Below are 23835 nucleotides of genomic sequence, written 5' to 3' on the forward strand. Positions count from 1 at the left end.
CACGACGATGTCTACCCTTTACGAATCCACGCTCCACTCGCTGCCGCTGCTCGGCCGCGGAAAAGTCCGCGACAACTATGCGGTGGGCAACGACCAGTTGCTGATCGTCACGACCGACCGTCTGTCGGCGTTCGACGTCATCATGGGCGAGCCGATTCCGAACAAGGGCCGCGTGCTCAACGAAATGGCGAACTTCTGGTTCGAGAAGCTCAAGCACGTGGTGCCGAATCACCTCACGGGCGTGGCGCCCGAATCCGTGGTGGCGGCTGACGAGGTCGAGCAGGTCAAGGGCCGCGCGGTGGTGGTGAAGCGCCTCGAGCCGATCCTCGTCGAGGCGGTGGTGCGCGGCTATCTTGCCGGCAGCGGCTGGAAAGACTACCAGGCAACCGGTTCGGTATGCGGTGTTGAACTGCCGCCCGGTCTGCAGAACGCACAAAAGCTGCCTGAGCCGATTTTCACGCCGGCAGCCAAGGCCGAAATGGGCCATCACGACGAAAACATCACGTACAACGAGATGGAGCGCCGCATCGGCACCGAACTGTCGGCCACGATCCGCGACATCTCGATCAAGCTGTACAAGGAAGCTGCGGATTATGCCGCCACGCGCGGCATCATCATCGCGGATACGAAGTTCGAATTCGGTCTGGACAACCACGGCCAGCTGTATCTGATGGATGAAGCACTGACCGCCGACTCGTCGCGCTTCTGGCCGGCCGACCAGTATCAGGTCGGCACCAACCCGCCGTCGTTCGACAAGCAGTTCGTGCGCGACTGGCTCGAAACCCAACCGTGGAAGAAAGAGCCGCCCGCGCCGAAGCTGCCGGACGACGTGGTCACGAAGACGGGCGAGAAATATCAGGAAGCGCTCGAACGCCTGACCGGACACAAGCTCGCTTGATTACGCGCACCTGTTCGACCCGCACAGCTTGAGAAACAAGGAAGCCGTAAGATGAGTGAAGTCCAGACTGCCCATATGCATGACGCGCCCGTTGTCGGCGTGCTGATGGGTTCCAGTTCCGACTGGGAAGTAATGCAGAACGCCGTCGCGATCCTGCAGGAATTCGGTGTGCCGTACGAAGCCAAGGTGGTGTCCGCGCACCGCATGCCCGACGAGATGTTTGAGTACGCCGAGCGCGCACGCGAGCGCGGCATTCGCGCGATCATCGCGGGAGCGGGCGGTGCGGCGCATCTGCCGGGCATGCTGGCCGCCAAGACCACGGTGCCGGTACTCGGCGTGCCGGTGGCGAGCAAGTATCTGAAGGGTGTCGATTCGTTGCACTCCATCGTGCAGATGCCCAAGGGCGTGCCGGTCGCCACGTTTGCCATCGGCGAGGCGGGCGCGGCGAACGCGGCGCTGTTCGCGGTGTCGATTCTGAGCGGCACGAGCACCGACTATGCGGAGAAGCTGGCGGCGTTCCGCGTGCGCCAGAACGAAGCGGCCCACGCCATGGTGCTGCCGGCGCTGTGAGCGCCAAGGCTGATTGCTTTTAGACGTCCCTCTGTCTGACCCTCGGCCGGATGCCGCTATTGCACGTTTTGCAGCGCATCCGGCCGCGACCGACCACTAAGATGAATCCAGACAACACACCGGTTTCACCGATTCTGCCCGGCGCATGGCTTGGCATGGTCGGTGGCGGCCAGCTTGGCCGCATGTTCTGCTTTGCCGCTCAGGCGATGGGCTATCGCGTCGCCGTGCTCGACCCGGACGAAAGCAGTCCCGCGGGCACCGTGGCCGACCGCCATATCCGCGCGTCTTACGACGACGAAGCGTCGCTCACCGAACTCGCGCGGCTGTGCGCGGCGGTGTCGACTGAGTTCGAAAACGTGCCGGCCACGAGTCTCGATTTCCTCGCCAAAACCACGTTTGTGAGCCCCGCCGGCCGCTGCGTCGCCGTGGCGCAGGACCGGATCGCCGAGAAGCGCTTTATCGCGTCGTCGGGCGTGACGGTGGCGCCGCACGTGGTGATCGAATCGTCGGACGCGCTCGCCGCGCTTGACGATGCGAAGCTCGAGGCGGTGCTGCCCGGCATTCTCAAGACTGCTCGCATGGGCTACGACGGCAAAGGCCAGATCCGTGTGCGCAATGCGGAAGAAGTGCGCGAGGCGCATGCGTCGCTCGCGGGCGTGCCGTGCGTGCTGGAAAAACGCTTGCCGTTGAAGTTCGAAGTGTCCGCGCTGATCGCGCGCGCGGCGAGCGGCGCGTCGGTCGTATATCCGCTGGCGCAGAATACGCATCGTGACGGCGTGCTGTCGCACACCATCGTGCCCGCGCCGGATGCAAACCCGACGCTAGTCGAGCAGGCGCAACAGGCTGCGCTGCAAATCGCGGACAAGCTCGGCTATGTCGGCGTGCTGTGCGTCGAGTTCTTCATTCTCGAAGACGGATCGCTCGTCGCCAACGAAATGGCGCCGCGTCCGCACAACTCCGGCCACTACACGGTCGATGCGTGCGCGACCAGCCAGTTCGAACAGCAGGTTCGGGCAATGACCGGTATGCCGCTGGGCGACACGCGCCAGCATTCGCCGGCCGTGATGCTGAACATTCTCGGCGACGTCTGGTTCCCGGACGGCCCGAAGGGCGCGTCGGTCACGCCGCCGTGGCACGAAGTCGCTGCGATGCCGGCGGCGCGTCTGCATCTGTACGGCAAGGAAGAAGCGCGTTGCGGGCGCAAGATGGGTCACGTGAACTTCACGTCCGCGACGCTTGAAGAAGCCCGCACGGCGGCGCGCGATTGCGCGCGGCTCCTGCATATCGTCACGAGCTGACGCGAACGCCATGCCGGATCAAAGCAAACCCGTCGAAGCTGGCGCCGCGAGCGTCTTGCCGGTGAGTGCGGCGCAGATCGAGCACGCTGCCGCGCTGCTCGATGCGGGCGGCCTCGTCGCGTTCCCGACGGAGACGGTCTACGGACTTGGCGGCGACGCCGAGAATCCGGATGCGGTTGCGCGTATTTACGCGGCGAAGGGCAGGCCGGCGAATCATCCGGTGATCGTGCATCTGGCGCCGCAGGGCGACCCGAACTATTGGGTCGAGCATTTGCCGGCTGAGGCGCAGCGGTTGATCGACGCGTTCTGGCCGGGGCCGCTCACGTTGATCCTGAAGCGGGCGGCGCGAATCAACGCGGCGGTGAGTGGCGGGCAGGATTCAGTGGGCTTGCGTTGCCCGTCGCATCCGGTTGCTCAGGCTCTGCTGGAGGCGTTTAGCGCGTTGCGTGGCGGGCATGGTGGGGTGGCTGCGCCGTCGGCGAATCGTTTTGGTCATGTGAGCCCGACCACGGCGCAACATGTGCGCGACGAGTTTGGCGGTGCGATTCACGTGCTGGACGGTGGTGCGTCGGAGGTCGGGATCGAGTCGACGATTCTCGATTTGTCGCGCGGGTTTCCGGCGCTGTTGCGGCCTGGGCGAGTCACGCCGCAGGAAATCGCCGACGTGCTCGGCGAGGCGCCCCGTTTGCCGGATGGGTCGGATGCGACGGCTCCACGTGCATCGGGTACGTTGAAGGCGCACTATGCGCCGCGCACGCCGTTGGCGTTGTTGCCTTTTGATGCCTTGCAGGCTTTGCTCGCGGCGCGTCGGGGCGACGAACGCGTGGCTCTTGTGGCGCGGGTTTCTCGCGCGGGCGAGTGGGCTCATGCTGAGGGAGTGCATTTCATTGCTGCGCCTGAGGATCCGCATGTTTATGCGCGTGAGTTGTATGGGTTGCTTAGAGCGCTGGATCGCGCGGACGTGACGCGGATTTTGATCGAGAAGTTGCCGGATACGATTGAGTGGATTGCTGTTAATGACAGGTTAGGGCGGGCTGCGGCTGCGTTTGAAGCGCAGACTTAGAGGAGGGGCCTGCTCGGCGGTTTTGTTGTTAAGCTGGATTTTGGGCGGTGCCTTGCTGGGTTCGTGGTGTGTTTGGCGTTGCCCTTCTGCCCTTCTGGTCTTTTGGCCTTTCCTTGAATTGTTAGTGGTCTATTAGCGTTGCCCCTGTGCGGGGCGGCACCTACTTTTCTTTGCCTGCCGCAAAGAAAAGTAGGCAAAAGAAAGCGGCTCAAACCGCCAGCTCATAAGCGGGTCCCCCGCACAGCCGCGGTAGTGGTGCATCTGGAATCCGTGCCCCCGCACACTCCGCGCAGCGGGACCCGTCGGCTTCGCCTCGGCGAGGCGCCCCCGCTCTGGTTGGCCAATCCCATTTCAAATGAATGTCGGTACGTCGATTTCGCTATCGCGATTGTGCTTCCAGCAGCGATGTAACGACGAGTGGGGGGCGGACCAAACCGCGGAAGCGAAAATCCGGCGGGCGATTTTATGAACCGGGTATCGGCGCGCGCAGCGCCGCCGGAGGTATGACTGCCTTGTCACTAAGGTGGAGTGTGCGAGGCGACAGATTCCAGATGCACCACTACCGCGACTGTGCGGGGGACCCGCTTAAGAATTAGCGGTGTGAGCCGCTTTCTTTTGCCTACTTTTCTTTGCGGCAGGCAAAGAAAAGTAGGTGCCGCCCCGCACAGGGGCAACGCTAATAGACCGATAAGAAAACAAGGAAAGGCCAAAAGACCAACAACAAGCCAAAAGACCAGACCACGATCACTGCAAGAAAAAGCCCAAAGAACCAGACCAGGAAAAGGCCAACGCCGCAGGCAAAAAAAACCAACCCACACCGAGGCCTCGCCTCAAAAAATCACTTCCCTAATCCCGTCGCAGCAACCTGCTGCTGCACATACTGCGCGAACAGTGCATGCGTATGCGTACTCGGGTGCACCAGATCCGCGAACATGTAAGTCTGATCAGCGCCAGCGACCGTATAAGTCTGCGGTGAGCAGAACAACGACGAGCCGAACTGAGAGCCGTACTGCGCCGGCGTCAACCCATTCGTTGCGGCCGGATTGGCAGTGGCATACGCAGTTGCGTTCGCCACCATCGACGTCAGATTACACGCCGTGCCTGTGTTGGACACCGTGAAACCCAGCGCCTGGTAGTTCGGCAACTGCTGATCCAGCCAGGTGAACGCATCGGCCACAATAACCTTGCCAGTACCCAGCAGGCCGAGGCTGGTCATTTGCTGGACCAGCATGTAGTTATACGCCGCGGTAATCCCCGTCAACAGCGCAGCCGCACCCGGCGAAGCCGCGTTGGCCTGAATGCCTTGCGGCGTATTGCCGATGTCCGGCACCGTCGACACCACCACGTGAGTCGCGCCCGAATTGACAATGGTCTGGACCTGCGCGGCAAGCGCGGCAGCGGCCTGCGCGATCTGCGGGTTGGACTGCTGCTGCAGATAACCGACGATGAACCCGACCTGACCCGCCTGCGTGTTCGGCACGACGCCGTGTGCCAAGGCCGTCTGCAGCGCGGTGCCAAGCGCCGTCAGATTGGCAGCGGTCGAGAACTGGAAAATGTCGTTCGCGCCGCCGTTCACCAGCACGAGCTGGTTCGAGTTGAAGCTGGTGTGCGCGCCCAGGTAGTTTGCCACCTGCGTCACCACCGGCACCGTCGTCGCCGCCATGTTGTTGGGCGCCCAGCCTTCGCCTTGCGGATTGACGACGTCCGAGCCGCCCTGCGCGTAGCCAAACCCGCCCGTCGCGACCAGCGGTTGACCGAAGCCGCCGACATACGCAGCAGTCAATGTGCCGCCGTAGTACTCGGCGACTTTCTGCGTCCACACCTCACCCGGGTTGGTCGTGAAGCGGCCGCCGCCGAAGCTCGCTTGAATCACCGGCGCGTACGTGCCGACGTCCGACAAGCTGTCGCCAAACGACACGACCTGCAATTTCACGCCGCCCGCCGGCGTGCTGCTCGAATTGTTGTTGTCGCTGCCACCGCCGCAAGCGGCCAGTAGCGCAAACGCAGCACTGGCGATCGCGATCTGTGTGACGCGGACGAAATTGCGTTGCTTCGATGCTGTTTGTTTCATTGACTACATCTCCTCGTATGTGTGGCCCTGATGCCATGTGTTGCAGGCGGCGCCCGCCGCGTCGGCGGCGTGACGACAGCTTACAGAATCTTCTACGGCCTGCGCGGGGTTTGAAACGCGGCCGTATGCTTGTCTTCAATATTCGAATTCCCGCCCGACCCCGCGACAAGGGTACTCGCGCCGGCGGCGCGGCGCGCGTGATAATCCGCGGCCCATGCGGGCGGTGCGAACAGCGCGCGCAACTTGTTGCGCCAGCCTCGTACGCTCACGAAGTCGGCCGCCATCGACGCCCATTCGTGAAATGTCGCCTTCAGCGGGTTATACGTGTGAAGCGGCTCGACGATGCCGTACACCGGCGCATCGTGCGGATCTTCCTCGACGTAGCTGCCGAACAGGCGATCCCAGATCACCAGCACGCCGGCATAGTTGCGATCGATATAGCGGTCGTTGCGCGCGTGATGCACCCGGTGAATCGACGGCGTATTGAACACGTATTCGAGCCAGCCGAGTTTGCCGATCGCCTGGGTATGCACAAAGAACTGAAAGCCGAGATTGATCAGCACGATGGCGACGATCTGCTTCGGCGGAAAGCCCAGCACGGCGAGCGGAATCCAGAAGAGCCACATGCCGGCAACCGGATACATCAGGCTCTGGCGGAACGCGGTCGAGAAATTCATCCGTTCCGATGAGTGATGCACGACATGCGCGGCCCACAACCAGCGCACGCGGTGGCTGCACCGGTGGAACACGTAGTAGAGCAGATCCTGCGCGACGAACAGCACGACAAACGACACCCAGGTCGCCGGCCACGTGGCGACGCGATAGTGATCGTAGAAGAATGCATAAACGGGAATGATCGCGAGCCACGCGAGCTTGTCAGCGGCTTGCTGCATCAGTGCGAGCGCGGCGTTGCACAACGTGTCGCGCCAGCTATAAAGCTGCGCTCCGGGGCGCGTACGCCGCAGGTGCCACGCCTCCCAGCCAATGCATGCGAGAAAGACTGGCGCCATGGCGAGCAGCAGCAATTCGGCATCGAATTGCATGGTGTCTTCCTCCGTGGTCCCTGGCCGCTGCGTTTGCCGCAACGGACGTTGTCGTTTTCGTTTGAGCGGGCCACGCCACCGTAACGGCTACGCGGCTCGTGCGCTACGCGTTGCGTTTTACGCGCGCCTCAAACACTGCCCGACAGCGTACACGCTTGGGCGCGTTGCGGCGCGCGGGTTCTATAGAAGGAATCCTCAATGGGCGTTGCGCTTGTGCGGGTTTTTCCTGGGCTTGCTGCCGCGCGGTTCGGCAACGGTGTCGGAGACCTTCGTAAATCCCTGGGACGGACCCTGATAGACCCATTCGAGCAAGGCGTCGTGTGCGGCGCGCGCGGCTTCCGAATGCGGGTCGTTGATCAGGCTCACCACCACGTAGCTATTGCCGTCCGCCGAGGCCACATAGCCGGCGATCGCCCGCACGTCGCGCAGGGTGCCGGTCTTGATGTGCGCGTTGCCGCCCGCGCCCTGGTTGGTCAGGCGGTTGCGCATCGTGCCGTCGACGCCGGCAATCGGCAGCGATTCCACGAACACCTGGGCGACCGGGCTCGCGTTGGCCCGCTGCAGCAGATCGGCGAGCGAGAGCGCGCTCACGTGCTCGTCGCGTGACAGGCCGGAGCCGTTGTCGAGCGTCAGATCCTGCATGTCCACACTGTCGCGGCGCAGGAACGCCTCGATGGCTCGTGCCGACTTGGCGGGCGTGGCGGGTGGCCTTTCTTCCGTCGCGCCGATCGTCAGAAACAGGTTGCGCGCCATCGTGTTGTTGCTGAACTTGTTGATGTCGCGAACGATGTCGGACAGCACCGGCCCCTGGTGCGTGGCGACGAGGCGCGCGCCGGCCGGCACCGCGCCTTCGCGGGTCGCGCCAGTGAAGGTGCCGCCGGTTTGCTGCCACAGCGCGAGGAAGCCGCCCGCGAAAAACGCGGTGTGATCGAGCACGGCGACGTTGAGCGTGCGCGGACCGCAGCGCACCGAATACTCGCCGTCGAACGACGCCACCACGGTGCCATTGGGCTGCGGCGTCACGGTGGGCGAGACGGAGGCGGCGTCGCCGCGGCACGGGCCATTCACCGCACGCATATGGTTGTCGATCTGCAACTGCGAGAGCGCCGGCAGCACGTCGATTGTGACGGTGCCGTCCGGGGACGGCGTCAACGTGAACGACAGCGATTTGAACGCGTATAGCAGCGGATCGGGGCCGACGTTGTACGGCGCGGTGGCGTCGTCGTCGAACGGCGGCAGATCGCGCGTCGAGGGGTCGAAGTAACGCTTGTCGAGCACCAGCGCGCCATCCACGCCGGTGATGCCTGCCTTGTGGATCTTCTGCACGAGGTCGATCAGTTCTTCGGGGACGAGTTTCGGATCGCCCGTGCCCTGAATGTACAGATTGCCGTGCAGCACGCCGTTGGCGTCGAGTGTGCCGTCCGCATAGGCATTTGTGCGCCAGCGATAGTCCGGACCGAGGATCGACAGGCCGGAGTAGGTAGTGACGAGCTTCATTGTCGAGGCGGGCATCATCGGCTTGGCCGCGTTCAGCGCGAGGATCGGCGTGCGGTCGCCGACTTTTTCGACCACCACGCTGATCGACGACAAGGGCACGTGCGCGCGCTGCAGACCGACCATCACCGATTGCGGCAACACCGTCGTGACATTGACACTCGGATGGGCGGCCTTGACGCGTGCCTGCGCGGCAAGCGGCAGCGCCGCGCCGCTGCCGAGCGCGGCGCAGGCAAAGAGCCATGCCGCCGTGCGCGGCGCGAAGCGGCGCGGCAGAGCGTTGGCAGAGACCGATGAGCGTGGCCCTGGCGCAGCGCGGCGTGCTAAGGAAGGCAAACAGGCGGACAAAAAAGCAGGGAAAAAAACTTGCGTCATGGACGAGGCGAAGAAGCAGGATTTCAGGGCGCGGCGGCGCGCGGCAAACCAGAGTGTGTCGAAGCACTTGTCACGCGCGGAAAACCGCGGCGCGACGCAAAGCGCTCATTGTAGAGACATGCCGCGTGGCTGCGGTGAAAAAGCGTCGCTTGGCGTGCATGGGGAGCCGGGCGCTAGAATGCGGCATCATCAAATGTTTCGGGACCGATTCAACCATGCGCATATTGCTAGTCGAAGACGACCGGATGATCGCCGAAGGCGTGCGCAAGGCGCTACGCAGTGAAGGCTTCGCAGTGGACTGGGTGGAAGACGGCGAAGCGGCGCTCAGCGCGGCGACCGGCCAACCTTACGATCTGGTGCTGCTCGATCTCGGCCTGCCCAAACGCGACGGGCTCGAGGTGTTGCGCACGCTGCGCGCCAAGGGCCACGCCACGCCGGTGCTGATCCTCACCGCGCGCGACGCGGTCGCCGATCGCGTCAAAGGGCTCGACGCCGGCGCCGACGATTACCTTGTCAAACCTTTCGATCTCGATGAACTCGGCGCCCGTATGCGTGCGCTGATCCGCCGTCAATCGGGCCGCAGCGATTCGACGATTCGCCATGGCAACCTGACGCTCGATCCCGCCTCGCATCAGGTCACGCTAGACGGCGCGCCGGTCGCGTTGTCAGCGCGTGAATTCGCGCTGCTCGAGGCGTTGATCGCCCGGCCCGGTGCGGTGCTCTCGAAGAGCCAGCTCGAAGAAAAGATGTACGGCTGGGGTGAGGAGATCGGCAGCAATACCGTCGAGGTCTACATTCACGCGCTGCGCAAGAAGCTCGGCGCGGACCTGATCCGCAACGTGCGCGGTCTTGGCTACATGATCGCCAAGGACGCCTGAGCCGATGCGTTCGATTCGCCGTCAATTGCTGTTCTGGCTGCTCGCGCTGGTGTTGCTCGGCGTCGGCATTGCGGGTTGGCTGATCTACCGGCAGGCGCTTGCCGAAGCCAACGAACTATTCGATTACCAACTGGAGCAGATTGCCGCGGCGCTGCCGTCGGAGCCGTTCTCGCAGGTGCTCGGTTCGCGCGATACCGGCGACGAAGGCATCGTGCTGCAGATCTGGAACCGCAACGGCGTGTTGATGTACTACTCGCGCCCGCGTGCGCCGCTCGCGCCGCGCGCCGAACTCGGCTTTTCGACCGAGCGCACGGAGCGCGGCGACTGGCGGGTGTACGGTGCGATCGTCGGCGATAACGTCGTGCAACTGGCGCAGCCGGTGTCGGTGCGCAACCGGCTCGCGGCAAACGTCGCATTGCGAACCCTCTGGCCGTTGATCGTGCTGTTGCCGCTGCTGGGGCTGGCGGTGTGGGTGACCGTCGGGCGCGGGCTGCGGCCCTTGCGGCGCGTGACCAGTGCACTCGACGCGCGCCACCCCGAAGCGCTCGACCCGTTGCCCGATCAGCGTCTGCCGCTCGAAGTGCAGCCGCTCGTGCGCGCGTTGAACGGCCTGCTCGAACGGCTCGCCACCGCGCTCGATATTCAGAAGGCATTTGTCGCCGATGCCGCGCACGAATTGCGCACGCCGCTCGCCGCCGTGCAGATCCAGACGCAATTGGTGGCTCGCGCGAAAGACGATGCCGCGCGCAGCGAGGCGCTGGCCGATCTGCAGGCGGGTGTCACGCGCGCCACGCGGCTTGCCGAACAGTTGCTGGCGCTCGCGCGTTCGGAACCCGATGGTCTTGCCGTCACCAATACGATCGATCTGCGCGCACTGTTGCAGGACTGCGTGGTGGCGTACGCGCCGCTTGCGCAGAATCGCGGCGTCGATCTCGGTATCGAGGCGAGCGAACCCGCTACGGTGACCGGCGACGCCGACGCGCTGCGCGTCATGTTCAACAACCTCGTGGATAACGCAACCAAATACACGCCGCGTGGCGGGCGCGTCGACGTCAGTCTGTCGGTCGAGGAAGGGCATCCGGTGGTGCGGATTGCAGACAGCGGGCCGGGTATCGAGCCGGCCGAACGCGAGCGTGTATTCGATCGCTTCTACCGGGCCGGCGCCGGCGCGGATCGTGCGCGCACGGACGTGGCGGGCAGCGGTCTGGGCCTCGCGATCGTACGCCGCATCGCGACCCAGCATCATGCGACGGTGACGCTCGACGAGTCCGCCGCGGGCGGTCTACAGGTTGAAGTGCGCTTCTGAAGCTGAGGCTTTCTGTTCGTAAAGTGATTCCAACTGGGCTTAAGCGAGGCTTAAAAATGGACTGGAAGCGATCTGGCGCTGCTTAAGACTCTTTTAAGCGATGCCACGTACGCTTCATCTCATTCCAAAGCCTTTTTCTCCAGTCAGGAGTACACGATGAACGCGAAAACCTTGTCCCGCAGCGCTGTTGCAGTGGCTGTCGCCGTAGCGCTTTCCGCCGGCTATGTGGCGGGGCATCGCGACGTGCCCGCGCCGCAGGTGATCACGCCGGCGCAGGCCGCGATGATGCCTGCTGAAGCCGCCGCGAAGACCGGCATCCCCGATTTCTCGGGCCTCGTTGAAACCTATGGCCCGGCGGTCGTCAACATCAGCGCGAAGCATGTGGTCAAGCAGACGGCATTGCGCAGTAACGGCGGCAACGGCGGCAGCCAGCTGCCGATCGATCCGAGCGACCCTTTCTATCAGTTCTACAAGCACTTCTTCGGCGGCATGCCGGGCATGCAAGGCGGCGACGGCGGCGATGCGCCCGATCAGCCGAGCGCGAGCCTCGGCTCGGGATTCATCGTCAGCAGCGACGGCTACATCCTGACCAATGCCCACGTGGTGGACGGCGCGAACGTCGTCACCGTGAAGCTGACCGACAAGCGCGAATTCAAGGCGAAAGTGGTCGGCGCCGACAAGCAGTCCGACGTCGCCGTGCTGAAGATCGACGCGAGCAATCTGCCGACCGTGAAGATCGGCGATCCGCGTCAGAGCAAGGTCGGCCAATGGGTGGTCGCGATCGGCTCGCCTTACGGTTTCGACAATACGGTGACCTCCGGCATCATCAGCGCGAAGTCGCGCTCGCTGCCGAACGAAAACTACACGCCGTTCATCCAGACCGACGTGCCGGTGAACCCGGGTAATTCGGGCGGCCCGCTGTTCAATCTGCAAGGCGAAGTGATCGGCATCAACTCAATGATCTATTCGCAGACGGGCGGCTTCCAGGGCCTTTCGTTCGCGATTCCGATCAATGAAGCGATCAAGGTCAAGGACGACCTCGTCAAGACCGGCCACGTGAGCCGTGGGCGCCTCGGCGTCGCGGTGCAGGGCATGAATCAGACACTGGCCGATTCGTTCGGCATGCAGAAGCCGCAAGGCGCGCTCGTCAGTTCGGTCGATCCGGGCGGTCCGGCCGCCAAGGGCGGTTTGCAACCGGGTGACGTGATTCTGTCGGTGAACGGTGAGCCGGTCGGCGACTCGTCGGATCTGCCGTCGCAGGTCGCGGGTCTGGCGCCGGGCAGCAAGGCCACCGTGCAGGTGTGGCGCGACAAGGCCACCAAGGACCTGACGGTGACGATCGGGTCGTTGTCGGATGCGAAGGTGGCCTCGGATAAGGCCGATCAGCCGACCCAGTTGCAAGGCCGTCTCGGCGTGGCGGTGCGCCCGCTCACGCCGGAAGAGAAGAGCAGCGCGTCGGTGTCGCACGGTCTGCTGGTGCAGCAGTCGGGCGGCGCGGCTGAGAACGCCGGCATCCAGCCGGGCGACGTGATTCTCGCGGTCAACGGCCGGCCGGTCGCCAGCGTCGATCAGTTGAAGCAGATGATTGCCAGCGCGGGCAACAGCATCGCGTTGCTGATCCAGCGCGACAACGCGCAGATCTTCGTGCCGGTCGATCTCGGCTAAGGGGGATCGAGGTAACGTATGCCGGTCCATTTGCACTTACTGCCGACGGACCGGCACTTTTTTACCATCCTGCCGCTGCGTAGCCGTGAGAAAGGGTGCTCTGAGCCGCACAGCATGGCGCAGCAGCAGTTTCTGGCGACGCAAACCGATGCCTGGCATGCAGGTTGCGTCTATCTTGATCCGGACCCACGGGGGATCCCGGACGACAAGATACTAAAAAGGAGCGAACCGATGAAAACACAACGCAATCAGCAAAGGATCGTAGCCGCCGCGATATGCGCGGCGCTCACGCTCGGTCTGGCGGGCGGCGCGTATGCACAGGCGAGCGACGTAACGGGCGGCACCACCACGGACAACGGCAGCGCGGGCAACGCCAACGGCGCCGGCATGCCGCAAATCCAGCAACAGGGCGACGTGTCGTTCGTGTCGGGCGGCGTCGGTCTCGACGAATCCACGGCATTGCGGCGCGCGGAGAGCCAGTGGCCGCTGTCGCTGCGCTTCACGGGCCCCGGCTCCGATTTTCTTGCCGACGTCCACGTGCGAATTGTCGACGCGCACGGCGGCGATGTGCTGGGCGCCACCTCGCGCGGGCCGTACATGCTGGTCAAGTTGCGTCCTGGCCGCTACACGGTGCATGCGCAATATAAGGACCGCGATCAGACCCAGACGGTGACGGTCCCGGCGAAGGGCACAGCCAAGGCGGCGTTCTACTGGAAGACGCAGTAAGAAGCACCGGGAGAAGCGCCGCGCCTTCCTGCGCGACGCCGGGTGGGATATGCCGGCGCCATGCATGAAGGCTGCGCATTCGGCAGGAGTTTGGCCGATAATGAAGCCACGGGCCCACCCCGTGGCTTTATTCTTTGCGCGATCGCGCGCGTTGCACACCACTCCGGAGCCGAGACATGAGCGATGCCTTGACACCCCACGGAAGTCCCGGCGCAAGCTCGGGCGCGCATGCCATTACGATTCGCGCCAATGGTCACCGGGTGCGGGTGATTCATGGCGGCGTGACCATGGCCGACACCCAGTCGGGCCTGACGCTCGCGGAAACCGGCCTGCCCGACGTGTTCTATTTCCCGCGTGGCGACGTGAACATGGCGCGCCTCGAACGCTCGACACATACTTCGCACTGTCCGTTCAAGGGCGAGGCCTCCTACTTCCATCTGCGCACCGAAGACGGCCTGATCGAAAACGCGGTATGGAGCTATGAGACGCCGCTCGAGCCAGTGGCACAAATAAAAGGGTATCTCGCGTTTTACGCATCGCGCGTCGACCGTATCGATCAGACATCCTGACCGGGCCGTCGAGCGCTTATCGGGGAGGCTGCCATGGAGCTGAACGACGCGTTGAGAATTCCGCTTGCGCCGTCCGACGTTTGGGACGCGTTGCAGGATCTCGCCTTGTTGCGCGCCAGCCTCGACAATTGCGAGTCGTTCACGCGGCTAGGCCACGGCGAATTTGCACTCACCATGACCGTGCCGCTTGGGCCGTTGCGCGCGCGTTATGACGCGCGCGCTCACGTAGCCGGTCAGGATTCCGGGCCGGCGGAGGCGCAGCGCCGCACCATCAACTTCAAGGCGCGCGCCGAGGGCATCGGCGCACTGCGCGGACAGATCGAAGTGAAGTTGCGCGCGGACGATGCCTCGCACGGCATCGGCAGGGAGCGGGGCACACTGATCGAGTACACGATCTGGGCAACCTCGTCCGGGCCGCTTGCCGAACTGCCTACGCGCCAGCTCGAACACGCGCTGCATCAACTGGCCGACGATTTCTTCGACGAATTTGGCGCGGTGGTTCGCGCCAAGCACGGGCAAGGTCCGAACCGGGCGCGTGGTTCCGCGGCGCGGCGGCAGCACGTGTTTCTTCGGCCAATCGCGTTGAGCGGCATCGCGCGACGGACCCGCATGGATCATGGCCATACGCTGACCGGACGGGCGGCGAGCGCGTCGCACGGCGGCTCTCACGGCGTGTCGCACGGGGTCTCGCATCAAGATTCCGGTCCGCATGCGATGCCGAACTGGGCATGGGCGGCGATGATTTTTCTGGTGGCGCTGCTGTTGTACGTGGCGCGCTGGTTCAGCGAACACTGAACGCATGGTCAGCCTGGCCGGCGCCGTGACGAAGTCTTGGTAATACGCTACCAGCGGCGCTGGTGGCGCGGCCCTCATACTCCCTCATACGCCGCGAAACTCCCGCCGCCACGCTGATGGCGAAGTGCGGAACGCCTCCGCGAAATGTTGCCGCAGCGAGGCGGTCGAGCCGAAACCGGCAATTCCCGCGATCGTTTCCACGGACTCATCCGTGCTCTCCAGCAGGTGCTGCGCGCGGGCGAGGCGCTGGGTCAGCAGCCACGCGCCGACGGTTGTGCCGGTGGCGAGCCGGAAGCGCCGCGTAAAGGTGCGACGGCTCATCAAGGCGCGCTCGGCGAGCGTGTCGAGCGTATGCGGCGCATCGAGATTTCCGCTCACCCAATCGAGCAGGCCGGACAAGCGGTCGCCGCGCACATTCGGCGGCACGGGCTGGTCGATGAATTGAGCCTGACCGCCTTGCCGGTGCGGTGGCACGACCAGCCGGCGCGCGACGTAGTTCGCCACCTGCGCGCCGCACATCTTGCGCAGCACGTGCAGACAGCAATCGAGCCCGGCAGCCGTGCCGGCCGAGGTCAGCACGTTGCCATCGTCCACATACAGCACGTCGGGATCGAGCCGCACGCGCGGATAGCGGCGCGCGAAATCGTCCGCCCACGCCCAGTGGGTGGAGGCCGGACGGCCGTCGAGAATGCCCGCGGCGGCCAGCACGAATGCACCCAGACACAGCCCGACCAGTTGCGCCCCGCGCGCATGGGCGGCGCGCAGTGCGTCGAGCAGCGCGGCGGGCGGGGGTTCGTCCGGATCGCGCCAGCTTGGCACGATGATCGTATCCGCGTCGGCGAGCGCCTCGAGCCCGTGCGTGACGGCGATCGAAAAGCCCGCGGTAGTGGTCAGCGCGCCGGTTTCGGCCGCGCAAACGCGGAAGTCGAAGCCGGGCACGCCGCCGCCACTGCGGTCCTCGCCGAACACCACGCACGGCACCGAAAGGTGGAATGGGCTGATGCGATCGAAAGCGACAACCGCGACGACGTGGCGGGGCGCGTCGTCGCGGTGCCCGATGGAGGAGCAATGGGTGGCCATAGATTGCGGCGCCGTGAGAAATTGCGTGATGGCCCGATTCTAGCGAATCTTGTCATCTGGGTCACTGGCGGGGAAATCGGTGGAAGCGAACAATGCAGTTCATCGCCGCTGCCTCTTCAACGCCCATTTGGCGCCGTGCAGCGCGAGCCTTAACCGCTCAACCGAAAAGGAGTCTTGCCATGACCGCACCCCGCCGCGCGCTGATCGTCATCGATGTGCAAAACGAGTACGTCACCGGCGATCTGCCGATCGAATATCCCGACGTGCACACCTCGCTCGCCAACATTGGCCGGGCGATGGATGCGGCCCACGCCGCCGGTGTGCCCGTGGTGGTCGTGCAGAATTTCGCGCCGGCCACTTCGCCGCTGTTTGCTCGGGGCAGCGCCGGCGCGGAGCTGCATCCGGTGGTGGCGGCGCGTCCACACGATCACTATGTGGAGAAGTCGCTGCCCAGCGCCTTTGCCGAGACGGACCTGGCTGACTGGCTCGCCGCGCAGCGGATCGACACGCTGAGCGTGACCGGCTACATGACGCACAACTGCGACGCCTCGACCATCAACCACGCGCTTCACTCAGGGCTCACGGTCGAGTTCCTGCACGACGCGTCGGGCTCGGTGCCGTATGAGAACAGCGCCGGCTTTGCGAGCGCGCAGGACATTCACCGGGTGTTCAGCGTGGTCTTGCAATCGCGCTTCGCGGCCGTGGCGAGCACGGACCAATGGATTGCGGCAGTGAAAAGCGGCGCGCCGCTCGAACGCGGCAACATCTATGCGTCGAATCAGAAGGCGCGCGCGAGAAAGACCGCTGCATAACGGGCTGCCCGCAGGCCGGCCTCATTTCCCTTCAGCCGGCCTTATTTCCTTTGCGTAACGCGGGACTCAGCCGCAGCGCATCGAACATCCCGGCGATCATCTGCTCGGCATGTTTGCCGAAATCGGTCGCGTCCGGCAGGAACAGCATGTCGCGCAGCGAGCCGCTGACGAACGCATGCACCATCGCCGCCGCGATCCGGGTGTCGAGATCGGCGGGCAATTGCCCTTTGGAGATCGCGTTGCGCAGACCGCCTTCGATCTTCTGCAGCCCTTCGCGCATGTTCGTCTGATAGCGGATCATCACCGGACCCATCTCTTCGACCAGTTCGCACTTCAAAAACAGGATATCGAACACCCGCCGGCGACGCGGGTCGTTGGCGGTATCGCGCAGACAGACTGTACAGATTTCCGTAAGGCGGCCGAGCGGATCGGGCTCATTGGGGTCTTGCGAAGCAGCCTTGAGTTCGTCCAGCGGCAGCAGCACGCGGTCGAACATTTCGGTAAACAGATCGCTTTTGTGAGCGAAATGCCAATAGATCGCTCCACGCGTGACGCCGGCGGCCTGCGCAATGTCGGCGAGCGAGGTGCGCGACACGCCTTTCTCGAAGAAAACCCGTTCGGCCGCGTCGAGAATGCTATTTCGCGTCTCCTGCGCCTCTTCTTTCGTTCTTCTGACCATATTGGTATGCCCTGCAATGATTGTGGGGTTTTCCCGGGCGCTTTTAAGTACGCTCGATGACAATCTGTCCGCGGGTGAGCATTTTGCGGAGCGATCCTGCAGGCCTCCCGCCTGCGAAGATTGAAACGCACTTTTACATCCATTCGTGAATGTATATATAATAGCACCCCACGATCGGATAGCCCAAGCCGTGACGACCGGTTAATATCCGTCACTGTTGCCTTTCAAAACGCTCTTGCGCCGTGCCCCGACGGGCGGCGCCGTGCGGCATTTCTCCGGTATGGCGCATTTCGCTCAGGATGCCCTTGCAGGTGTTTGCATCCTCGGGCTTCCGGTCAGGCGTCGCAAGACGCATGTGTGCGCTGTCGTCCCCGGGGTAGGGATGCGCGCACTTTTTCATTCTCAGTCATTGACAGAGGTCGCTCCATGCGCGTCGAACGGGTTCCATTCCGCTTAATCAGTGCCGCGACGGCTGCCGTATTGCTGGCAGCGTGCGGACCAAAACAATCTGCCCCGCCGCAACAAACGCCCGAAGTGGGCGTGGTCACCGTCCAGCCGACGGCCGTGCCCGTCGTCACCGAATTGCCCGGCCGCACTAGCGCCTTCCTCGTCGCGCAGGTGCGTGCGCGGGTCGACGGCATCGTGCTGCGCCGCGAATTCACGGAAGGCAGCGAGGTCAAGGCGGGCCAGCGTCTGTACAAGATCGATCCGGCGCCCTATATCGCAGCGTTGAACAATGCGAAGGCAACGCTGGCAAAGGCTCAGGCCAACCTCGTGTCGACCACCGCGCAAGCCAATCGCTACAAGGTGCTGGTTGCCGCCAACGCGGTCAGCAAGCAGGACTACGACAACGCGGTGGCCGCCGAAGGCCAGGCCGCGGCTGACGTGGCCGCCGGCAAAGCCGCGGTCGATACGGCGCAGATCAACCTCGGCTACACCGACGTGGTCTCGCCGGTCACCGGCCAGGTCGGCGTATCGCAAGTCACGCCGGGCGCGTATGTGCAGGCAAGCGCCGCCACGCTGATGGCAACGGTCCAGCAAATCGACCCGATGTACGTGGACCTGACGCAGTCCAGTCTCGACGGTCTGAAGCTGCGCCGCGAAGTGCAGGAAGGACGCCTGAAGACAAGCGGCCCGAGCGCCGCCAAGGTCTCGCTGATTCTTGAAGACGGCCGCACCTATTCGGAACAGGGCAAGCTGCAGTTCACCGACGTGACGGTTGACCAGAGCACCGGCTCGGTGACGGTTCGCGCGATCTTCAAGAACACCGACAAGGTGCTGCTGCCGGGCATGTTCGTGCGCGCGAAGATCGAGGAAGGCGTCAACGAAAACGCGCTGGTCGTGCCGCAAGTCGGCATCACGCACGACCAGAAGGGCACGCCTACCGCGCTGGTTGTAAATAGCGCGAACAAGGTCGAATTGCGCCAGCTCGTTACCTCGGGCACTTACGGTTCGAACTGGGTGGTGGAGAGCGGCCTGAAGGCCGGCGACCGCGTGATTGTCCAGGGCACCGACAAGGCGCACCCGGGGCAGGACGTCAAAGCCGTTGCCGCGCAACTTCCCGCCACACCCGCTTCCGACGCATCCGCTCAGGGTGCGCCGGCCGCCAGCGGTGCTACGCAGACGGCGCAACCCGCTTCTGCCGCATCGGGCGCGTAATAACAGGGAGCCCGCCACATGGCAAAGTTCTTTATTGATCGCCCGATTTTTGCATGGGTGATCGCCATTATTCTGATGCTCGCGGGTATCGCGTCGGTGTTTACATTGCCGATCGCCCAGTACCCGACCATCGCGCCGCCGGCCGTGCAGATCAGCGCAACGTACCCGGGCGCCTCGGCGAAGACGGTGGAAAACACCGTCACGCAGGTGATCGAGCAACAGATGAGTGGTCTCGACCACTTGCTGTATCTGTCGTCCACGTCGGACGACTCCGGTACGGCGACCATCACGCTGACGTTCGCGGCCGGCACCAATCCTGACATTGCGCAGGTGCAGGTGCAGAACAAGCTGCAGCTCGCCACGCCGCTGTTGCCGCAAGCCGTGCAACAGTTGGGCACCAAGGTCACGAAGTCGAGCAGCAGCTTCTTGCTGGTGATGGCGTTCGTGTCCGAAGACGGCAGCATGAGCAAGTACGACCTGGCGAACTACGTCGCGTCGAACGTCGAAGACCCGGTCAGCCGGATCGACGGCGTGGGTACGGTGACGCTGTTCGGCTCGCAGTACGCGATGCGGATCTGGCTGGATGCGAACAAGCTGACCAACTTCGGCCTGACGCCGGTGGATGTGCAGACGGCCTTGCAGGCGCAAAACGTTCAGGTCGCGGGCGGCTCGCTCGGCGGCACGCCGTCGGTGCCGGGGCAGGTGCTGCAGGCAACCATCACGGAAGCCACGCTGCTCAATACGCCTGAACAGTTCGGCAACGTGCTGCTGAAGGTGAACCCCGATGGGTCGCGGGTCCGTATCAAGGACGTGGGGCGGATCGAGCTCGGTGGCGAAAACTACAACTTCGACACCAAGTACAACGGTCAGCCTACGGCCGGTTTCGGTATTCAGCTCGCCACCGGTGCTAACGCGCTGGCAACGGCCAAGGCAGTGCGCGCGAAGATCGACGAACTGTCGAAGTACTTCCCGCACGGTCTCGTCGTGAAGTATCCGTACGACACCACGCCGTTCGTGCGCCTGTCGATCGAAGAAGTGGTCAAGACGCTGCTCGAAGGTATCGTGCTGGTGTTCCTGGTCATGTACCTGTTCCTGCAGAACCTGCGCGCCACGCTGATCCCGACGATCGCCGTGCCGGTGGTGCTGCTGGGCACGTTCGCGATCATGGGGCTGGTGGGCTTCTCGATCAACACGCTGTCCATGTTCGGGCTCGTGCTGGCGATCGGCTTGCTGGTGGACGATGCGATCGTGGTGGTGGAAAACGTCGAGCGGGTGATGGCGGAGGAGGGCTTGTCGCCTCGAGAGGCGACCCGCAAAGCGATGGACCAGATTACCGGCGCGCTGGTCGGCGTGGCGCTCGTGCTGTCGGCGGTGTTCGTGCCCGTGGCGTTTTCGGGCGGTTCGGTCGGCGCTATTTACCGGCAGTTCTCGCTGACGATCGTGGCCGCCATGGTGCTGTCCGTGCTGGTCGCGTTGATTCTGACGCCGGCATTGTGCGCGACGATTCTCAAGCCGATTCCGAAGGGCCATCACGAGGTCAAGAAGGGCTTCTTCGGCTGGTTCAACCGCACGTTCGAGTCGAGCCGCGACAAGTACCACAGCGGCGTGCACCACGTGATCAAGCGCTCGGGCCGCTGGCTCATCATCTATATGGTGGTGATTCTCGCGGTCGGCCTGCTGTTCGTGAAGTTGCCGAAATCGTTCCTGCCTGATGAAGACCAGGGCACGATGTTCGTGCTGGTGCAAACGCCGTCCGGCTCGACGCAGGAAACCACGGCGCATGCGCTGAAGGACGTCTCCGACTACCTGCTCAACAGCGAAAAGAGCATCGTCGAATCGACCTTTACCGTGAACGGCTTCAGCTTCGCCGGCCGCGGTCAGAACGCGGGTCTCGTGTTCGTGCGGATGAAGGACTACGCGGAGCGTCAGCATTCGGATCAGAAGGTGCAGGCGCTGGTTGGCCGCCTCTTCATGCACTTCGCGGGCTACAAGAACGCGCTGGTGTATCCGGTCAATCCACCGTCGATTCCTGAACTCGGCACGGCTGCCGGCTTCGACTTCGAGTTGCAGGATCGCGCGGGCGTCGGCCACGAGAAGCTGATGCAAGCTCGCAACATGCTGCTCGGCATGGCCGCGAAAGATCCGACGCTGGCTCAGGTGCGTCCGAACGGCCTGAACGATACGCCGCAGTTCAAGGTGGATATCGATCACGAGAAGGCTGCCGCGCTCGGCGTGTCGCTGTCGGCGATCGACCAGACGTTCTCGATCGCATGGGCATCGCAGTACGTGAACAACTTCCTCGATACCGACGGCCGGATCAAGAAGGTGTATCTGCAGGGCGACGCCCCGTTCCGGATGAACCCGGAAGACCTGAACGCCTGGTACGTGCGCAATTCGGCGGGCACCATGGTGCCGTTCTCGTCGTTCGCGAGCGGTTCGTGGACCTACGGTTCGCCGAAGCTCGAACGCTACAACGGTATCTCGGCGGTGGAAATCCAGGGCGCGGCTGCACCGGGCAAGTCGACCGGTCAGGCCATGACGGCGATGGAAGCACTCGTGGCGAAGCTGCCGGCGGGTATCGGCTACGAATGGACGGGCCTGTCGTTGCAGGAACGCCAGTCCGGTTCGCAGGCGCCGATTCTGTACGGCATCTCGATCCTGGTGGTGTTCCTGTGTCTCGCGGCGCTGTATGAAAGCTGGTCGATCCCGTTCTCGGTGATCATGGTGGTGCCGCTCGGCGTGATCGGCGCACTGCTGGCCGCTACGCTGCGCGGGCTCGAGAACGACGTGTTCTTCCAGGTGGGTCTGTTGACCACGGTGGGGCTGTCGGCGAAGAACGCGATTCTGATTGTGGAATTCGCTCGCGAGCTGCAGCAGGGTCAGGGCATGGGGCCGGTCGAGGCCGCGCTTGAGGCGGCGCGTCTGCGGTTGCGTCCGATTCTGATGACCTCGCTCGCCTTCATTCTCGGCGTGATGCCGCTCGCGATCAGTAACGGCGCGGGCTCGGCCAGCCAGCACGCAATCGGTACCGGCGTGATCGGCGGGATGTTGACGGCGACGTTCCTCGCGATTTTCATGATCCCGATGTTCTTCGTCGTGATCCGCGCGAAGTTCGGCGGTGAGACAGAAGACCCGGATGAGGCGCTCGCACACTACAACCAGCACCATCCGCATGACGACCAGGGTGGCGGTTCGGCTGGCGGGTCGACGGATGCAGGCTCGGGCAAGGACGGACATTGAGATGCAAAAACACTCTTTGATTGCAGTGGCGGTTGCGTTGTTCGCCGCGGGGTGCACGATGGCGCCGAAGTACCATCGCCCCGCCGAACCCGTGACGGCGACCTTCCCGACCGGCGGCGTGTACGACACGCAACCGGGCGCGGCGGGCGCCGCGCGCACCGCGAATGGCCAGGCGGCGGCCGATATCGGCTGGCGCGATTTCTTCGTCGATGCGCGTTTGCAGCGGCTGATCGAAATCGCGCTGAAGAACAACCGCGATCTGCGCGTGTCGGTGCTGAATATCCAGGCATCGCAGGCGCAGTACCAGATTGCCCGCGCGGCGCTGTTCCCGACGCTCGACGCAGCGGCGTCGCAAAGCAAACAGCGCACGCCTAAGGATCTCTCCTTCAACGGGCAGACGATCAGCAACAGCTATTCGGTCGGCCTGAACGCTTCGTGGGAAATCGATTTCTTCGGGCGGATTCAAAGCCTGAAGGATCAGGCGTTGGCGCAGTACCTGGCCACCGCACAGGCGCGCAAGGCGGCGGAAATCGCGCTGGTCTCGCAAGTGGCCAACCAGTACATGACGGTGCTCGAACTGGACGATCTGCTGAAGGTCACGCAGAACACGCTGAAGACCGCGCAGGAGTCGTACCGGATCGCCAAGCTGCAGTTCGACAACGGCACGGGTTCGGAACTGGATCTGCGCCAGTCGGAAACGGTGGTCGAGCAGGCGCAGGCGAACCTGCAGTCGCAGGCGCGTCTGCGGGCACAGGCGGATAACGCGCTCGTGCTGCTGCTCGGCGAGCCGTTGCCGGATGACCTGCCGCCGGGCATGCCGCTGGATAGCCAGAATCTCCTGACGGATATTCCGGCGGGCTTGCCCTCCGATCTGCTGACGCGTCGTCCGGACATCATGGAGGCCGAAGAGAACCTGCTTGCGGCCAACGCCAACATCGGCGCGGCGCGCGCGGCGTTCTTCCCGAAGGTCTCGCTGACCGGCAGCTTCGGCACGCTGAGCCCGTCGCTCGGCGGTCTGTTCAAGCCGGGTTCGGCGGCATGGAGCTTCGCGCCGTCGATCACGTTGCCGATCTTCGAAGGCGGCCAGAACAAGGCCAATCTCGATCTCGCCACCGTACAGAAGAACATCCAGATCGCGACATATGAAAAGGCGATCCAGACGGCCTTCCGCGAAGTGGCGGACGCACTGGCGGCGCGCGGCACGTACGACCAGCAGATCAAGTCCCTGGAACGTAATGCTTTTGCCGAACAGCGCCGGCTGGATCTGTCGGACCTGCGTTATAAGAACGGCGTCGACAGCTATCTGTCGGTGCTGACCGCGCAGACCGATCTGTATTCGGCGCAGCAGTTGCTGGTGACCGCGCGCATGCAGCGTCTGCAGAACCTGGTCACGCTGTACCAGGCACTCGGCGGCGGCTGGATCGAACGGGCCGGCGATCAGCCGCGTCCGGCCGATGCACCGGTCGATTACGGTGCGGCGAGCGCGCCGGTGGCCGCTTCGGCAGCGACCGCGGGTTGAGGTTGGTCGTCTTGCAATAGCAGGCGCGCAGGGCGGCTTTCGGTTCTATCGGAAAAGCCGTCTTGCGCAACTGGTGATAAAAAAAAGCCACGGCA

19 protein-coding genes are annotated in these 23835 nt (G+C 64.0%); 14 read left to right on the forward strand and 5 right to left on the reverse strand.

The window, feature by feature from the left end; genetic code table 11:
• The first annotated feature begins 7 nt into the window (after positions 1 to 7).
• The 4 genes from HWX91_RS15935 (at position 8) to HWX91_RS15950 (ending at position 3829) form a co-directional block, all read left to right on the forward strand.
• Positions 8 to 898, forward strand: a complete 891-nt coding sequence (locus tag HWX91_RS15935) for a phosphoribosylaminoimidazolesuccinocarboxamide synthase (protein ID WP_028196245.1) — start codon at positions 8 to 10, stop codon at positions 896 to 898.
• A 51-nt stretch (positions 899 to 949) separates the two neighbouring features.
• Positions 950 to 1468: a 5-(carboxyamino)imidazole ribonucleotide mutase gene (purE, locus tag HWX91_RS15940; protein WP_028196244.1), complete on the forward strand. Its 519-nt coding sequence runs from the start codon at positions 950 to 952 to the stop codon at positions 1466 to 1468.
• Positions 1469 to 1569: 101 nt separating this feature from the next.
• On the forward strand, positions 1570 to 2766 hold the full coding sequence (locus tag HWX91_RS15945) for a 5-(carboxyamino)imidazole ribonucleotide synthase (RefSeq protein WP_028196243.1): 1197 nt from the start codon (positions 1570 to 1572) through the stop codon (positions 2764 to 2766).
• A gap of 10 nt (positions 2767 to 2776) precedes the next feature.
• A complete protein-coding gene (locus HWX91_RS15950) occupies positions 2777 to 3829 on the forward strand; it encodes an L-threonylcarbamoyladenylate synthase (RefSeq protein ID WP_028196242.1) in 1053 nt (350 codons plus the stop codon).
• Between the two features lie 838 nt (positions 3830 to 4667).
• Here HWX91_RS15950 and HWX91_RS15955 read toward each other — a convergent pair.
• The 3 genes from HWX91_RS15955 to dacB form a co-directional block, all read right to left on the reverse strand.
• Positions 4668 to 5900 carry an SGNH/GDSL hydrolase family protein gene (locus tag HWX91_RS15955; RefSeq protein WP_028198014.1) on the reverse strand — a complete coding sequence of 411 codons (1233 nt, stop codon included), beginning with the start codon at positions 5898 to 5900 and terminating at the stop codon, positions 4668 to 4670.
• 92 nt (positions 5901 to 5992) lie between these two features.
• Positions 5993 to 6943, reverse strand: a complete 951-nt coding sequence (locus tag HWX91_RS15960; RefSeq protein WP_028198013.1) for a sterol desaturase family protein — start codon at positions 6941 to 6943, stop codon at positions 5993 to 5995.
• A gap of 195 nt (positions 6944 to 7138) precedes the next feature.
• Entirely contained in the window at positions 7139 to 8812 is a 1674-nt protein-coding gene (dacB, locus tag HWX91_RS15965; protein WP_028198012.1) for a D-alanyl-D-alanine carboxypeptidase/D-alanyl-D-alanine endopeptidase, read from the reverse strand.
• 215 nt (positions 8813 to 9027) lie between these two features.
• Between dacB and HWX91_RS15970 the strand changes: the two genes are divergently transcribed.
• The 6 genes from HWX91_RS15970 (at position 9028) to HWX91_RS15995 (ending at position 14751) form a co-directional block, all read left to right on the forward strand.
• A complete protein-coding gene (locus tag HWX91_RS15970) occupies positions 9028 to 9690 on the forward strand; it encodes a response regulator (RefSeq protein WP_028198011.1) in 663 nt (220 codons plus the stop codon).
• 4 nt (positions 9691 to 9694) lie between these two features.
• Positions 9695 to 10996 (forward strand): ATP-binding protein, encoded by a 1302-nt coding sequence (locus HWX91_RS15975; RefSeq protein WP_028198010.1) that lies wholly within the window; start codon positions 9695 to 9697, stop codon positions 10994 to 10996.
• 156 nt (positions 10997 to 11152) lie between these two features.
• On the forward strand, positions 11153 to 12661 hold the full coding sequence (locus tag HWX91_RS15980; protein WP_028198009.1) for a DegQ family serine endoprotease: 1509 nt from the start codon (positions 11153 to 11155) through the stop codon (positions 12659 to 12661).
• A 231-nt stretch (positions 12662 to 12892) separates the two neighbouring features.
• Positions 12893 to 13387: a hypothetical protein gene (locus HWX91_RS15985; protein ID WP_028198008.1), complete on the forward strand. Its 495-nt coding sequence runs from the start codon at positions 12893 to 12895 to the stop codon at positions 13385 to 13387.
• A gap of 176 nt (positions 13388 to 13563) precedes the next feature.
• The gene (locus HWX91_RS15990) at positions 13564 to 13956 is read left to right on the forward strand and encodes a DUF427 domain-containing protein (RefSeq protein ID WP_028198007.1); all 393 of its coding nucleotides are present in this window, start codon (positions 13564 to 13566) and stop codon (positions 13954 to 13956) included.
• Positions 13957 to 13989: 33 nt separating this feature from the next.
• Positions 13990 to 14751, forward strand: a complete 762-nt coding sequence (locus HWX91_RS15995) for an SRPBCC family protein (protein ID WP_028198006.1) — start codon at positions 13990 to 13992, stop codon at positions 14749 to 14751.
• 84 nt (positions 14752 to 14835) lie between these two features.
• On the opposite strand, the gene HWX91_RS16000 is transcribed toward HWX91_RS15995, so the two are convergent.
• Entirely contained in the window at positions 14836 to 15831 is a 996-nt protein-coding gene (locus tag HWX91_RS16000; protein ID WP_028198005.1) for a helix-turn-helix domain-containing protein, read from the reverse strand.
• Positions 15832 to 16010: 179 nt separating this feature from the next.
• Here HWX91_RS16000 and HWX91_RS16005 point away from each other — a divergent pair, with 179 nt between their 5' ends.
• On the forward strand, positions 16011 to 16643 hold the full coding sequence (locus tag HWX91_RS16005; RefSeq protein WP_028198004.1) for a cysteine hydrolase family protein: 633 nt from the start codon (positions 16011 to 16013) through the stop codon (positions 16641 to 16643).
• Between the two features lie 31 nt (positions 16644 to 16674).
• Here HWX91_RS16005 and HWX91_RS16010 read toward each other — a convergent pair whose 3' ends face one another.
• Positions 16675 to 17322, reverse strand: coding sequence for a TetR family transcriptional regulator (locus tag HWX91_RS16010; protein ID WP_028198003.1), 648 nt, complete (start codon positions 17320 to 17322; stop codon positions 16675 to 16677).
• 426 nt (positions 17323 to 17748) lie between these two features.
• Between HWX91_RS16010 and HWX91_RS16015 the strand changes: the two genes are divergently transcribed.
• The 3 genes from HWX91_RS16015 to HWX91_RS16025 are packed head-to-tail and all read left to right on the forward strand — an operon-like array spanning position 17749 to position 23740.
• Complete coding sequence (locus tag HWX91_RS16015; protein WP_028198001.1) at positions 17749 to 18981, forward strand: efflux RND transporter periplasmic adaptor subunit; 1233 nt, start codon at positions 17749 to 17751, stop codon at positions 18979 to 18981.
• Positions 18982 to 18999: 18 nt separating this feature from the next.
• Positions 19000 to 22221: an efflux RND transporter permease subunit gene (locus HWX91_RS16020; RefSeq protein ID WP_028198000.1), complete on the forward strand. Its 3222-nt coding sequence runs from the start codon at positions 19000 to 19002 to the stop codon at positions 22219 to 22221.
• Position 22222: 1 nt separating this feature from the next.
• A complete protein-coding gene (locus HWX91_RS16025; protein WP_028197999.1) occupies positions 22223 to 23740 on the forward strand; it encodes an efflux transporter outer membrane subunit in 1518 nt (505 codons plus the stop codon).
• Positions 23741 to 23835 lie beyond the last annotated feature (95 nt).

Source organism: Paraburkholderia fungorum (assembly GCF_902833645.1).
Taxonomy (GTDB): domain Bacteria; phylum Pseudomonadota; class Gammaproteobacteria; order Burkholderiales; family Burkholderiaceae; genus Paraburkholderia; species Paraburkholderia fungorum.

Bases quoted from the DNA above. Each gene is read 5' to 3' on its own strand.
- HWX91_RS15935 (WP_028196245.1), top strand. From the start codon at position 8: ATGTCTACCCTTTACGAATCCACGCTCCACTCGCTGCCGCTGCTCGGC.
- purE (WP_028196244.1), top strand. From the start codon at position 950: ATGAGTGAAGTCCAGACTGCCCATATGCATGACGCGCCCGTTGTCGGC.
- HWX91_RS15945 (WP_028196243.1), top strand. From the start codon at position 1,570: ATGAATCCAGACAACACACCGGTTTCACCGATTCTGCCCGGCGCATGG.
- HWX91_RS15950 (WP_028196242.1), top strand. From the start codon at position 2,777: ATGCCGGATCAAAGCAAACCCGTCGAAGCTGGCGCCGCGAGCGTCTTG.
- HWX91_RS15955 (WP_028198014.1), bottom strand. From the start codon at position 5,900: ATGAAACAAACAGCATCGAAGCAACGCAATTTCGTCCGCGTCACACAG.
- HWX91_RS15960 (WP_028198013.1), bottom strand. From the start codon at position 6,943: ATGCAATTCGATGCCGAATTGCTGCTGCTCGCCATGGCGCCAGTCTTT.
- dacB (WP_028198012.1), bottom strand. From the start codon at position 8,812: ATGACGCAAGTTTTTTTCCCTGCTTTTTTGTCCGCCTGTTTGCCTTCC.
- HWX91_RS15970 (WP_028198011.1), top strand. From the start codon at position 9,028: ATGCGCATATTGCTAGTCGAAGACGACCGGATGATCGCCGAAGGCGTG.
- HWX91_RS15975 (WP_028198010.1), top strand. From the start codon at position 9,695: ATGCGTTCGATTCGCCGTCAATTGCTGTTCTGGCTGCTCGCGCTGGTG.
- HWX91_RS15980 (WP_028198009.1), top strand. From the start codon at position 11,153: ATGAACGCGAAAACCTTGTCCCGCAGCGCTGTTGCAGTGGCTGTCGCC.
- HWX91_RS15985 (WP_028198008.1), top strand. From the start codon at position 12,893: ATGAAAACACAACGCAATCAGCAAAGGATCGTAGCCGCCGCGATATGC.
- HWX91_RS15990 (WP_028198007.1), top strand. From the start codon at position 13,564: ATGAGCGATGCCTTGACACCCCACGGAAGTCCCGGCGCAAGCTCGGGC.
- HWX91_RS15995 (WP_028198006.1), top strand. From the start codon at position 13,990: ATGGAGCTGAACGACGCGTTGAGAATTCCGCTTGCGCCGTCCGACGTT.
- HWX91_RS16000 (WP_028198005.1), bottom strand. From the start codon at position 15,831: ATGGCCACCCATTGCTCCTCCATCGGGCACCGCGACGACGCGCCCCGC.
- HWX91_RS16005 (WP_028198004.1), top strand. From the start codon at position 16,011: ATGACCGCACCCCGCCGCGCGCTGATCGTCATCGATGTGCAAAACGAG.
- HWX91_RS16010 (WP_028198003.1), bottom strand. From the start codon at position 17,322: ATGGTCAGAAGAACGAAAGAAGAGGCGCAGGAGACGCGAAATAGCATT.
- HWX91_RS16015 (WP_028198001.1), top strand. From the start codon at position 17,749: ATGCGCGTCGAACGGGTTCCATTCCGCTTAATCAGTGCCGCGACGGCT.
- HWX91_RS16020 (WP_028198000.1), top strand. From the start codon at position 19,000: ATGGCAAAGTTCTTTATTGATCGCCCGATTTTTGCATGGGTGATCGCC.
- HWX91_RS16025 (WP_028197999.1), top strand. From the start codon at position 22,223: ATGCAAAAACACTCTTTGATTGCAGTGGCGGTTGCGTTGTTCGCCGCG.